We start from the raw sequence: 12830 nt of genomic DNA, 5'->3' as shown, positions 1-12830 counted from the left end.
GCTGGTGGGCCGACCGACCGTTCCGCCTCTTGCTGTGCGGTGGCTGTTCGAAAACCATCGCATCGCGCGGAACGTTACCGTATCGCGATCAGATGACTACTTCGACGCCCTCGCCGGGTGGTTTACCTGACACCCGTTCGGATTCCAGCGCCTGCTGGAGGATGATCACAGCGGCTGCCTGGTCGATGACCGAGCGCCCCTTCTTGGATTTCACCCCCGAGGCCCGTAGCCCCTGACTGGCCGTCACGGTCGTCATCCGCTCGTCGACCAGCCGGACCGGCACCGGTGTGACGCCCTTGGCCAGCTCCTGGGCGAAGGCCCGGACCTTGACGGCGGCCGGGCCCTCGCCCCCCTTGAGGGAGCGCGGGAGTCCGACGACTACCTCGACGGGTTCGTACTCCTCGACCAGTTGCCGCAGCCTGCGATGGGCCGCCGGGATGTCCCGGCCGGGGACCGTCTCGACCGGGGTGGCGAGGATCCCGTCGGGGTCGCACGAGGCGACCCCGATGCGGGCGTCCCCGACGTCGATCGCGAGTCGACGTCCTCTGCGCATTTCCGACCGTTTCCTTACTTGGCGGTCTCGGTCACGAGGCGTTCGACGGCGTCGATGGCCTCGCCGACCGCGGCCGGGTTCTGGCCGCCGCCCTGGGCGACGTCCGGCTTGCCGCCACCGCCGCCGCCGAGCGTCCTGGCGGCGGCACGGACCAGGTCACCGGCCTTGAGGCCGCGGTCGCGGGCGGCGTTGTTGGTGGCGATGACCGTGAGCGGCTTGCCGTTGTTGACCGTGAACAGGGCGACCACGGCGGCACGTCCGCCCTGGATGCGCCCGCGCACGTCGAGGACGAGCTTGCGCAGGTCGTCCGCGGTGGTGCCGTCCGGGACCTGCCCGGTCACCACGGCGATGCCGCGGATGTCCTTGGCGGCCTCGACGAGACCGCCGGCGGCCTGGAGCACCTTCTCGGCACGGAACTTCTCGATCTCCTTCTCGGCGTCCTTCAGCTTGCCGAGCATCGCGGAGACCTTCTCCGGCAGCTCCTCCGGACGGCCCTTGATCAGCTCCTGGAGCTGGGCGACGACCGTGTGCTCACGGGCCAGGAAGTTGTAGGCGTCCACGCCGACGAGGGCCTCGATACGGCGTACGCCCGAGCCGATCGAGGACTCGCCGAGCAGCTTCACCAGACCCAGCTGGGAGGTGTTGTGCACGTGGGTGCCGCCGCACAGCTCCTTGGAGAAGTCGCCGATGGTCACCACGCGGACCCGCTCGCCGTACTTCTCGCCGAACTCGGCGATGGCGCCCTGCTTCTTGGCCTCGTCGATGCCCATGATGTCGGCGCGCACGTCGAGGTCGCGGGCGAGCACCTCGTTGATCTTCTGCTCGACGTCGGTCATCACGGCCGTCGGGACGGCGGACGGCGAGCCGAAGTCGAAGCGGAAGCGGCCCGGCTGGTTCTCGGAACCGGCCTGGGCGGCCGTCGGGCCGAGGGCGTCGCGCAGCGCCTGGTGGGTGAGGTGGGTGGCCGAGTGGGCGCGGGCGATGGCGGTCCGGCGCCGGGAGTCGATCGTGGCGTGGGCCTTGGCGCCGACGGTCACCTCGCCGACCTGGACGACGCCCTTGTGGACGTAGACGCCCGGGACCGGCTTCTGGGTGTCGCGGATCTCGATGACGGCACCGGAGTCGACCCTGATCCGGCCGGTGTCGCCGATCTGGCCGCCGCCCTCGGCGTAGAACGGGGTGCGGTCCAGGACGATCTCGACCTCGTCGCCCTCGCCGGCGGCCGGGGAGGAGACGCCGTCGACGAGGATGCCGACGATCGTGGTCTCGCCCTCGGTGTCGGAGTAGCCGATGAAGTCGGTCTCGCCGGTCTTGTCGGCGATCTCGCGGTAGGCGCCGGCGCCGGCGTGGCCGGTCTTCTTGGCCTGGGCGTCGGCCTTGGCGCGCTCCCGCTGCTCCTTCATCAGACGGCGGAAGCCCTCCTCGTCCACCGAGAGGCCCTGCTCGGCGGCCATTTCGAGGGTGAGGTCGATCGGGAAGCCCCAGGTGTCGTGGAGCAGGAAGGCCTTGTCGCCGGCGAGCACGGAGCCGCCGGACTCCTTGGTCTCGGTGACGGCGGTGTCGAGGATGTTGGTGCCGGCCTTCAGCGTCTTGAGGAAGGCGTTCTCCTCGGCGACGGCGACCTTCTCGATGCGCTCGCGGTCGGTGACCAGCTCCGGGTACTGCTGGCCCATCATGGCGATCACTGTGTCGATCAGGTCGAGCACGACCGGGCCGGTGGCACCGAGGAGCCGCATGTTGCGGATGGCGCGGCGCATGATGCGGCGCAGCACGTAGCCGCGGCCCTCGTTGCCGGGGGTGACGCCGTCGCCGATGAGCATGACCGAGGTACGCATGTGGTCGGTGACGACGCGCAGCGAGACGTCCGAGGCGTGGGCGTCGCCGTAGTGGACGCCGGTCAGCTCGGTGGCCTTCTTGATGACGGCCATGGAGGTGTCGATCTCGTACATGTTCTGCACGCCCTGCAGAATCATGGCGAGACGCTCCAGGCCGAGGCCCGTGTCGATGTTCTTGCTGGGCAGCTCGCCGAGGATCTCGAAGTTGTCCTTGCCGATGCCCTCGCCGCGCTCGTACTGCATGAAGACCAGGTTCCAGATCTCCACGTACCGCTCGTCGTTGACGGCGGGGCCGCCCTCGACGCCGAACTCGGGGCCGCGGTCGTAGTTGATCTCGGAACACGGGCCGCACGGGCCGGGGACGCCCATGGACCAGTAGTTGTCCTTCATGCCGAGGCGCTGGATGCGCTCCTTCGGCACGCCGACGACCTCGTGCCAGATGCGCTCGGCCTCGTCGTCGTCCTTGTAGACGGTGATCCACAGCCGGTCCGGCTCCAGGCCGTAACCGCCCTTGTCCTGGGGCGTGGTGAGCAGCTCCCAGGCGTACTTGATGGCGCCTTCCTTGAAGTAGTCGCCGAAGGAGAAGTTGCCGCACATCTGGAAGAAGGTGCCGTGCCGGGTGGTCTTGCCGACCTCTTCGATGTCGGGGGTGCGCACGCACTTCTGCACGCTGGTGGCGCGCGGCCACGGCGGCTTGACCTCACCCAGGAAGTAGGGCTTGAAGGGCACCATGCCGGCCGGGACGAGGAGCAGAGTCGGGTCGTCCGCGATGAGCGACGCCGAAGGGACGACGGTGTGCCCGCGCTCCTCGTAGAAGCTCAGCCAGCGGCGGCGAATCTCGGCCGACTCCATCAGTGGTCCTCATTCCGGTTGTACGAGTACGTCGTCCTGTCATCGGCGTACTTCGGGTTGCTGCGGTTCTCGATGGCGGCGAACCGCCGGGGTGCGGGGAGTTCGGGGTCCGCGTTGATACCGAGCGCGTCGCCCAGTTCCTCCTCCCGCTGTGCCATGTTGTCGCGGACGTCGAGCGCGAAGCCGACCGCCCGGTCCTTGATCCGGTGCCCGGTCTCCAGGGCCTTGTGCGCGGCGGTGGCGGCGAGGCTCTCGGGGGTCAGCTGCCTCAGCTTGCGGTTGACCTTGGTGGTGGCCCACACTCCGGCGGCGACACCGGTGGTGAACCAGAAAGTACGGCGGAACATATGACCTGGCTCCTACTTTCGCCGGTTCTTCCGCCGGGCGGCCGGGACCGTCCGGCCCACGATCACCGTACGCCCGGGCTCCTTCACGGGCACGTCCGCCTTGCGGCCCGCCAGTGCCCGGCGCACGCCGTAACCGAAGGCCGCGACCTTGACCAGCGGGCCGCCGAAGGTGGAGGCGACCGTGGTGGACAGCGCGGAGGCGTTGGACGTGACCTCCTGGACGTCGGAGGCGATCGCGTCGACCCGGTCGATCTGGGTCTGCGCGGAGCGTACGGCCGCGGAGGCGTCGGCGAGCAGCGGGACGGCCTGGTCGGTCACGTCCGCCACGAGTTTGGTGGTCGCCTTGAGCGTCTGGGCCAGCCTCACGAGTGCCACCGCGAGGAAGGAGACCAGGATCGCCCAGAAGACGGCCACCAGGATCCCGGCCACCTCTCCACCGGACACCGCGCGCACCCGCTTCCCGCTCTTCCACGAAATCGATCGAGCACTGAGCCTATCGCGCGGGACGCAGGGCTCCGTACCGGATTACCGCGCGCGAGCGGCGCAGTTGCGCGGAAGCAACTGTACGGACCGAACACACTTAAGTACGCTCCGTGTCCCATGCGAGTTCCTCAGCGCCCCGGCCCTTCGGCGGACGGCAACCTGCCCCTGGAACTGACCCCGTTCGTGGGCCGCTCGGCCGAACTCGGCGAGCTGTCCCGGGTCCTGGAGTCCGGCCGGCTGGTGACGGTGACCGGAGCGGGCGGGGTGGGAAAGTCCCGGCTGGCGGCGCGGGCGGCGGCCGGCGCGGCGCCCCGGGACGGCGTCTGGCGGGTGGACCTGGCGCCGGTGCGCGATCCGGAGTTCGTGGACCAGGCGGTCGTGGAGGCGCTCGGGCTGACCGACCACACCACCCGGCTGCCGCACGAGACACTCGTCGACCAGCTGGCCGGCCGCCGGATCCTGCTGCTGCTCGACGGAGTCGAGCATCTGGTCGACGCGTGCGCGGAGCTGGTGACCGGGCTGCTGCGGCAGCTGCCGGACCTGGCCGTGCTGGCGGTGGGCCGGCGGTCGCTCGGGGTGGCCGGCGAGCGGCTGTTCCCGCTGGGGCCGCTCGGCGAGGACGAGGCGGTGGAGCTGTTCGCCGAGTGCGCCGGGCGGCAGGGCCTCCAGGTGCTGGACTGCGCCGAGGTGCGGGAGGTGTGCCGGCGTCTGGACGGGATCCCGCTGGCGGTCGAGCTGGCGGCGGGGCGGCTGCGGGCGCTGTCGCCCGGGCAGTTGCTGGCCCGGCTGGACGACCGGTTCCGGCTGTTGACCGGTGGCGGGCAGGACGCGCTCCCCCGCCACCGGACCCTGCGCACCGCGATCGGCTGGAGCCACGAACTGTGCACGCCCGCGGAGCGGTTGCTGTGGGCCCGGCTGTCGGTGTTCGCGGGAACCTTCGACCTGGAGGCCGCCGAGTACGTGTGCAGCGGGGACGGGCTGGCGGCCGAGGAGGTCCTGGACGTGCTGGCGGAACTGCTCGCCCAGTCGGTGGTCTGCCGTGCGGAGGCGGGCTCGGGCGTGCGCTACCGGATGCTCGGCACCGTGCGGGCGTACGGCGCGGACTGGCTGGCGGCCGCGGGGGACGCGGGGCGGCTGCGGCGCCGGCACCGGGACTGGTACATGGGGCTGGCGACCTGGTGCGAGCTGGAGTGGTTCTCGCCCCGGCAGGGCGAGGTGGCGGCGCGGGTCGAGGCCGAGCTGGCGAATCTGCGGGCGGCCCTGCACCACTGCCTGACCGAGCCGGACGAGGCGCATCTGGGGCAGTACCTGGCCGGCTCGCTGTGGTTCTGCTGGGCGGGCTGCGGGCGGCTCTCGGAGGGGCGGCGCTGGCTGGAGCGGAGCCTGGAGCTGGACTCGGAGTATCCGCAGTCCCGGCTCAAGGCGCTGTGGGTGCTGGGCTATGTGGCGATCCTCCAGGGCGACGCGGTGCCCGCCCTCGCCGCTCTCCGGGAGTGCCGGGCGGAGGCCGAGCTGGCCGCCGACCCGACGGCGGTGGCGTACGCGGAGCACCGCGCCGGCTGTCTGGCGCTGGTCACGGACGACATGGCGCGTGCGGAGACGCTGCTGCGCTCGGCGCTGGTGCGCTACCAGGAGATCGGCGAGCTCAACAGCAATGTCCTGATGGGCCAGGTCGAGCTGGCGATGGCCAGGGCGTTCCTCGGCGATCTGCCGGACGCGGTGCGGCTGTGCGAGGACGTGCGCCGGGTGTGCGAGGACCACGGCGAGCGCTGGGCCCGCTCGTACGCGCTGTACGTGCTGGCGTACGCGGCCTGGCAGGACGGCGAGCACGCGGCGGCCCGGAAGCTGCTGACCGACTGCCTGGGCCATGCCCACGGTTTCCGGGACCTGCTGGGTTCGGTGCTGGCGATCGAGCTGCTCGCCCTGGTGACGGCGGCGCAGGGCGACCCCACGGAGGCGGCGGTGCTGCAGGGCGCCGCCGGGCGGATGTGGCCGTCGGTGGGGCTGCCGTTGTTCGGCTCGGCGTACTACAACGCCCCGCACCAGCTGTGCGAGGCGACGGCCCGGCGGGCGCTGGGCGACGAGCGGTACGCGGAGTGCGTACGGCGGGGGGCGCTGCTGGACCGGGAGGCGGCGGTGGCCCGGGCGCTGGACTACTTCGGCGTGCGGGCGCTGGACGCGCTGTCCGCGCCGCGCGGGCCGGTGCGGCAGCGGCGGGAGGGCGGCGACATGCGGAAGCCCGCCGCCTCGCCCACCCGGAAGGGCGGGGAGACGGCGGGCTGACGCTGAGGTGCTACCCCCGGCCGGTGATCAGCGGGCGTAGTACTCGACGACGAGCTGCTCGTCGCAGATGACCGGAACTTCCTTGCGGTTGGGCTCGCGGTCCAGGCGGAACGCCAGGGCCTTGAGGTTCACCTGCAGGTAGCGGGGGGTCTCGCCGTCGGGGGCGAAGCCGCCCTCACGGGCGATCTGGAAGAGCGTCTTGTCCTTGGAACGGTCGCGGACCTGCACGACGTCGTCCGGGCGGACCCGGAAGGACGGCTTGTCGGTCTTCTGGCCGTTGACCTGGATGTGGCCGTGGACGACCATCTGGCGGGCCTGGTAGATCGTGCGGGCGATGCCCGAACGCAGGACCAGCGCGTCGAGGCGGCGCTCCAGCTCGACGATCAGCGCCTCACCGGTCTTGCCCTGCACCTTGGAGGCACGCTCGTAGGCGCGGACCAGCTGACGCTCGGAGATGTCGTACTGCGCGCGCAGACGCTGCTTCTCCAGCAGACGGACCTTGTAGTCCGAGTTCTGCTTGCGGCCGCGGCCGTGCTCACCCGGCGGGTAGGGACGGGCCTCGAAGTACTTGACGGCCTTCGGGGTCAGCGCGATGCCGAGGGCACGCGACTTCTTGACCTTGGGGCGGGACTGGTTCGCCACTGTCTCTTTCTTCCTTCTGATATTCGGCTTGTCAGGGTTGAGGGAGGTCGCAATCCGCAGCCGGGGAAACCCTCCGGATCCCGTTGCCGGGTCTGGTGGGCAGCCGCTCCCCTGGTCTGGGCACATACGTGCAGCACGCGAGTGGCCCACCGACCGGGCCCGTCGTCTGTGACCCGACGGATGGTGGTGGGCTGCCCGCGACACCGTTCGACGGTGCGCGACGCTCCTGGATCCCCCTGACGGGGGTTCCGGCCGGTTGTCCCGCTCTGACTGCGCGGGACTCGGCGCTCGGGGAAGTCTACAGGCTGCTCAGGACCGCCTGCGACCGAGGTGCTTCCTGGTCCACTCGACGGCGTCGGCGTACCGGGCCTCGGAGCCGTGCCGGGTCGGGGTGTAGTACTCGCGGTCGCGGACGGTGTCCGGGGCGTACTGCTGCTCGGCGATGCCCTCGGGCAGGTCGTGCGGGTAGACGTAGCCCTGCGCGTGGCCGAGTTTGGCGGCGCCCTTGTAGTGGCCGTCGCGCAGGTGCGGGGGCACCTGGCCGGCCAGGCCCTTGCGGACGTCCTCCAGGGCGGCCCCGATCGCGGTGGTCGCGGAGTTGGACTTGGGGGCCAGGGCGAGGGCGATGGTGGCGTGGCTGAGGGTGAGGGCGGCCTCGGGGAAGCCGATCATGGCGACGGCCTGGGCGGCGGCCACGGCTGTGGGCAGGGCGTTCGGGTCGGCGAGGCCGATGTCCTCGCTGGCCGAGATCATCAGGCGGCGGGCGATGAAGCGGGGGTCCTCACCGGCCTCGATCATGCGGGCCAGGTAGTGCAGGGCCGCGTCGACGTCGGAGCCCCTGATGGACTTGATGAGGGCGCTGGCGACGTCGTAGTGCTGGTCGCCGTCGCGGTCGTACTTCACCGCGGCCCGGTCGACGACCTCCTCCAGGGTGCCCAGGCCGATCTCGGTCCCGCCCTTGTCGAGGGCGGCCCCGGCGGCGGCCTCCAGGGCGGTCAGGGCGCGGCGGGCGTCACCGCCGGCGATGCGCAGCAGGTGCTCCTCGGTGTCCGTGGGGAGGGTGACCGCCTCCTTGAGGCCCCGCTCGTCGGTGAGGGCGCGGCGCAGCAGGCCCCGGACGTCGTCGTCCGTGAGCGGTTCGAGGGTGAGGAGCAGGGAGCGGGACAGGAGCGGGGAGATCACCGAGAAGTACGGGTTCTCGGTGGTCGCGGCGATCAGGGTGACCCAGCGGTTCTCGACGGCCGGGAGCAGGGAGTCCTGCTGGGCCTTGCTGAAGCGGTGGATCTCGTCGAGGAAGAGGACGGTCTCCTTGCCGTAGCCCCCGGTGGCGCGGCGGGCGCCGTCGATGACCGCGCGGACCTCCTTGACGCCCGCGGTGATCGCGGAGAGCTCCACGAACCGCTTGTCGGTCGCCTTGGAGACGACGTACGCGAGGGTCGTCTTGCCGGTGCCGGGCGGCCCCCAGAGGATCACGGACGACGGTCCGGCCGGGCCGCCGGAGCCCGCGCCGACCAGTCTGCGCAGCGGGGATCCCGGCTTGAGCAGATGCTGCTGGCCCACCACCTCGTCGAGGGTGCGTGGGCGCATCCGCACCGCCAGGGGGCTCCCGGTCGGGTCCTTCTCCTGGCGTTCTTCTGCGGCGGCGGTGAACAGGTCGGGTTCCACGCTGAAACCCTAAGTCACGGCACTGACAATCCGGTCCGGGCCGTCTGCGGCCCCCGTCGTCAGCTGGTCCAGAAGTCCCACCAGCGGGTCAGGATCAGCATGCCGATGATGCCGACGTGCAGGACCGGCAGCACCCAGGTGAACTCGCCGAAGAACGACTTCAGCCAGTTCGGCGTCGGCAGGAAGCCCTTGCGGATGTTGAAGGAGGTCACGTACCAGAACATGGTGATCGTGGCGACCCAGGCGAGCGAGCACCACAGGCACAGCGCGTTGATCCGGTACAGGGACTGGAACTGCAGCCAGGTGCAGAAGCCCACCCCGAAGAGCGTGCCGAAGTTGAAGGTGAGCCAGTACCAGCGCGGGAAGCGGGCGCGGGCCAGCAGGCTCATGCCGACGCAGATGACGATGCCGTAGCAGACCAGGCCGAGCATCGGGTTCGGGAAGCCGAAGGCGGCGGCCTGCTTGGACTCCATGACGCTGCCGCAGGAGACCACCGGGTTGAGGCTGCACCCCGGGGTGAACGTCTTGCCCTCGACCTTGGCTTCCAGCAGCTTGAACTTGTCGATCGTGATGACCCAGGCGGCCAGCAGTCCGGCGGCGCCGGTGATGATCAGCAGCAGCGCGAAGGCCCGGCTGCCGCCCTCGGTGCGCGGTGCCGCGGAGGCGTGCTCGGGCTCGGGCTCGGTGGAGACGTCCTTGACTGTCGTCTTGCTCATCACGCCGATTCCGTCTGTTTGAGAGTTGGAACTCCTTCGGGCAGGGGCCATTGTGCCGCACGAGGCGCCCTGTCCACCGTTCGGTGGACATAAGGAAGTACGCACGGACGTCACGGAAAGTTCGGTTCCGGCCGATGCTCGGGGACGTGACAGCACACGGATGCGAACTCGCGGTGGACGTCCGCGGGCTGCGCAAGCGGTACGGCGACGTGACCCCGGTGGACGGCATCGACCCGCGCATCCGGCGGGGCGCGGTGTTCGGCCTGCTCGGACCCAACGGCGCGGGCAACAGCACGACGGTGGAGATCCTCCAGGGCAACCGGAGCCGGGACGCGGGCGAGGTGTCGGTCCTGGGCGCGGACCCGGCGACGGGCACGCGCGCGTGGCGGTCCCGGGTGGGCATCGTCCGGCAGGACGAATCGGCGCCCGCCGAGTTGACGGTCCGCGAGACGGTACGGCACTTCGCGCGCTACTACCCGAGGCCACGCGACCCGGAGCAGGTGATCGGCCTGGTCGGTCTCGACGCCAAGGCGGACAGTCGGATCAAGGCCCTCTCGGGCGGCCGGCGCCGCCGCCTGGACGTGGCGCTCGGCGTGATCGGCGACCCCGAGCTGCTCCTGCTCGACGAGCCGACGACCGGGTTCGACCCGGCGGCCGGCGGCAGTTCTGGGACCTGATCCGGCTGCTCGCCGACGAGGGCACGACGATCCTGTTCACCACCCATCACCTGGAGGAGGCGGAGGCGCTCGCGAACCGGCCGGCGGTCGTCGCCGGGGGCCGGGTGGTCGCCGAGGGCGAGCCGCAGGCACTGCGGGACCGCTTCGGCACCGGCGCCACCGTGCAGTGGACCGAGCCCGACGGCACCACGCGCGCGGAGCACACCCAGACCCCGACCAGGACGGTCGCGGAGCTGATGCGCCGCTTCGACGGCGAGATACCCGGGCTGCGGGTGAGCCGCCCCACCCTGGAGGACGTCTACCTCCGGCTCACCGGACAGGAGAGCGCGCGATGACCACGACGACCACCGCCTCCGTGCGGGCCCGCGGCGCCGACGCCCGCCTGCCCGGCGCCTGGCCCCTGGGCCTGCGCCGGGGCGCCCTGGAGATCAGGCAGTTCTTCCGCCGGCGCGACCAGGTGGTCTTCACCTTCGCCTTCCCGGTCGTCTTGCTCTTCCTGTTCGCGTCGATCTTCCACGACGACGTCCGGGGCAGCGGCGTCACCGCGTCCCAGCTGTACGTGCCCGCCATGATGGCCTCCGGGATCATGTCCACCAGCTTCCGGTCGCTGGGCATCTCGATCGCGGTCGAACGCGACGAGAAGGTGCTGCGCCGGCTGCACGGAACGCCGATGCCGCCGTCGGCGTACTTCCTGGGGAAGATCTGGCTGGTCCTCTTCACGGGCGTGCTGGAGACGGCGATCCTGCTGGCCGTCGGCACCACCCTCTACGACGTCTCGCTCCCGACGGACGCGGGGCGCCGGCCGGACTTCGCGTGGATCTTCGTGCTGGGGCTGACCGGGTGCGCGCTGCTCTCGGCATCGCGATCAGCTCGGTGCCCAAGTCGGCGAAGAGCGCCAGCTCGGTGGTCGTACTCCCCTTCCTGGTCCTGCAGTTCATCTCCGGCGTCGACATCTCGGTGGAGACGATCCCCGGCTGGATGCTGGACGTCGGCGCCCTGTTCCCGCTGAAGTGGCTGTGCCAGGGGCTGCGCGGGGTGTTCCTGCCGGATTCCGCGAGGGTCCTGGAGCAGGCGGGCGACTGGGAGTTCGGGCGGATCGCCCTGGTGCCGGCCGCCCGGTGCGTCGGAGGACTGGTGCTGTGTCTGCTGACCTTCCGGTGGAAGAACCGGCGCGACGGATGACCGGCCGGGGTCCGGCGCGCGAGGCGCACGGGCGCGAGGCGCACGCGCGCGAGGCGGCCGGGCGCTAGGCGGCCGGGCCTGCCGGACCGGCCTCCCGCCCACCCGGCTCGGTCGGTTGAGCAGCGAGGTCGAGCTCTTCCCCGCACGTCCCCGGCAGACAACGGACCCAACGCCTCACCCACCCCACACCCCGGCCCGGCGTCCTCGTTCCTGCCCTCGCCCGGTCGACAGGGTCGGGTGGCGGGTGGGCGGGGGCGCAGGGGCCGGCCCCTGGAGACGGGACGGGCGGGGGCGACGAACGCCCCCGCCCCCGGTCGGTCCGCCGTGGTCTCAGCCCAGGCGGGATTCCAGCTCCGCCACGATCTCGTTCACGCCCACCGCCGACTGCTCGCCGGACTCCATGTCCTTGAGCTGGACGACGCCCTCGGCGAGGTCCCGTTCGCCGGCCACGATCGTGTAGCGGGCGCCGCTGCGGTTGGCGTTCTTCATGGCGCCCTTGAGGCCCTTCGCGCCGTAGGAGAAGTCCGCCGCGATCCCCACCCGGCGCAGCTCGGTGACCTTCGCGAAGAGCACGCGCCGCGCCTCCTCGCCGAGCGGCACCGCGAAGACGCTGGTGGCGGAGGGGATGTCGAGTTCGATCCCCTCGGCCTCCAGGGCCAGCACCGTGCGGTCGACGCCCAGCGCCCAGCCGACGGACGGCAGCGCGGGGCCGCCGATCATCTCGGAGAGGCCGTCGTAGCGCCCGCCGCCGCCCACCGCGGACTGCGAGCCCAGACCGTCGTGGACGAACTCGAAGGTGGTGCGGGTGTAGTAGTCCAGGCCGCGGACCAGCTTCGGGTCGTCCTCGAAGGCGACGCCCGCCGCCGTGATCAGCTCGCGGACCTCCTCGTGGTACGCCTTGCAGGCGTCGCAGAGGTAGTCGCGCAGGAGGGGCGCGTCGCCGAGCTGCTTCTGGACCGACTCCCGCTTGTCGTCCAGGACCCGGAGGGGGTTGATCTCCGCGCGGCGGAGGGTGTCCTCGTCCAGGTCCAGGCCGCGCAGGAACTCCTGGAGTGCCGCGCGGTACACCGGTCGGCACTCCCTGTCGCCCAGGCTGTTCAGCAGGATGCGGAAGTCGCGCAGCCCCAGCGAGCGGTAGGCCTGGTCGGCCAGGATGATCAGCTCGGCGTCCAGGGCCGGGTCCTCGGCGCCGATCGCCTCTGCACCGACCTGCGAGAAGTGGCGGTAACGGCCCTTCTGCGGGCGCTCGTAGCGGTAGTACGAGCCGGAGTACCAGAGCTTGACGGGGAGGTTGCCGGTCTTGTGGAGGTTCGCCTCCAGGGCGGCACGCAGGACGGAGGCCGTTCCCTCGGGACGCAGGGCCAGTTTGTCGCCGCCCTTCGTCTCGAACGCGTACATCTCCTTGGTGACGATGTCGGTGGACTCGCCGACACCGCGCGCGAAGAGCTCGACGTTCTCGAAGCCCGGGGTCTCGATGTAGCCGTAGCCGGAGTTGCGCAGCGGTGCGGCGATCGCCTCGCGGACGGCCAGGTACTTGGCGCTGTCCGGCGGGATCAGGTCGTACGTGCCCTTCGGGGCCTGAAAGGTGCTCACGG

At 71.2% G+C, this 12830-nt stretch carries 9 protein-coding genes and 2 pseudogenes; 3 read left to right on the top strand and 8 right to left on the bottom strand.

Annotated elements, in window-relative coordinates; translation table 11 throughout:
• Positions 1–88 precede the first annotated feature (88 nt).
• The 4 genes from ruvX to AB0472_RS04295 are packed head-to-tail and all read right to left on the bottom strand — an operon-like array spanning position 89 to position 4040.
• Positions 89–553, bottom strand: coding sequence for a Holliday junction resolvase RuvX (gene ruvX, locus AB0472_RS04310; RefSeq protein ID WP_351704496.1), 465 nt, complete (start codon positions 551–553; stop codon positions 89–91).
• Between the two features lie 14 nt (positions 554–567).
• Positions 568–3240, bottom strand: coding sequence for an alanine--tRNA ligase (gene alaS / locus AB0472_RS04305; protein WP_366353240.1), 2673 nt, complete (start codon positions 3238–3240; stop codon positions 568–570).
• On the bottom strand, positions 3240–3587 hold the full coding sequence (locus tag AB0472_RS04300) for a hypothetical protein (protein ID WP_366353239.1): 348 nt from the start codon (positions 3585–3587) through the stop codon (positions 3240–3242). The genes alaS and AB0472_RS04300 overlap by 1 nt, the downstream gene beginning before the upstream one ends.
• A 12-nt stretch (positions 3588–3599) precedes the next feature.
• Positions 3600–4040 (bottom strand): DUF948 domain-containing protein, encoded by a 441-nt coding sequence (locus AB0472_RS04295; RefSeq protein WP_366353237.1) that lies wholly within the window; start codon positions 4038–4040, stop codon positions 3600–3602.
• A gap of 147 nt (positions 4041–4187) precedes the next feature.
• On the opposite strand from AB0472_RS04295, the gene AB0472_RS04290 reads away from it, so the two are divergent.
• Complete coding sequence (locus tag AB0472_RS04290) at positions 4188–6353, top strand: AAA family ATPase (RefSeq protein WP_366353235.1); 2166 nt, start codon at positions 4188–4190, stop codon at positions 6351–6353.
• 27 nt (positions 6354–6380) lie between these two features.
• Here AB0472_RS04290 and rpsD read toward each other — a convergent pair whose 3' ends face one another.
• From rpsD to AB0472_RS04275, 3 genes are all read right to left on the bottom strand, one after another.
• Positions 6381–6995, bottom strand: coding sequence for a 30S ribosomal protein S4 (rpsD, locus tag AB0472_RS04285; RefSeq protein WP_093505354.1), 615 nt, complete (start codon positions 6993–6995; stop codon positions 6381–6383).
• Between the two features lie 309 nt (positions 6996–7304).
• Complete coding sequence (locus AB0472_RS04280) at positions 7305–8660, bottom strand: replication-associated recombination protein A (protein WP_366353233.1); 1356 nt, start codon at positions 8658–8660, stop codon at positions 7305–7307.
• A 59-nt stretch (positions 8661–8719) separates the two neighbouring features.
• The gene (locus AB0472_RS04275; protein WP_366353231.1) at positions 8720–9376 is read right to left on the bottom strand and encodes a vitamin K epoxide reductase family protein; all 657 of its coding nucleotides are present in this window, start codon (positions 9374–9376) and stop codon (positions 8720–8722) included.
• A 146-nt stretch (positions 9377–9522) separates the two neighbouring features.
• Here AB0472_RS04275 and AB0472_RS04270 point away from each other — a divergent pair.
• Together AB0472_RS04270 and AB0472_RS04265 are read left to right on the top strand one after the other, a co-directional pair.
• A pseudogene (locus AB0472_RS04270) lies at positions 9523–10388 on the top strand (ABC transporter ATP-binding protein).
• Positions 10385–11235: pseudogene (locus tag AB0472_RS04265) on the top strand (ABC transporter permease). Before AB0472_RS04270 ends, AB0472_RS04265 begins: the two co-directional pseudogenes overlap by 4 nt.
• Positions 11236–11565: 330 nt before the next feature.
• Here the strand turns inward: AB0472_RS04265 and hisS are convergent.
• Positions 11566–12828 (bottom strand): histidine--tRNA ligase, encoded by a 1263-nt coding sequence (hisS, locus tag AB0472_RS04260; protein WP_366353230.1) that lies wholly within the window; start codon positions 12826–12828, stop codon positions 11566–11568.
• Positions 12829–12830: the final 2 nt, after the last annotated feature.

It is taken from the genome of Streptomyces sp. NPDC086777, assembly GCF_040702065.1.
In the GTDB taxonomy this organism is placed as follows: Bacteria; Actinomycetota; Actinomycetes; order Streptomycetales; family Streptomycetaceae; genus Streptomyces.
This window is presented reverse-complemented; position numbering and strand designations above follow the sequence as displayed.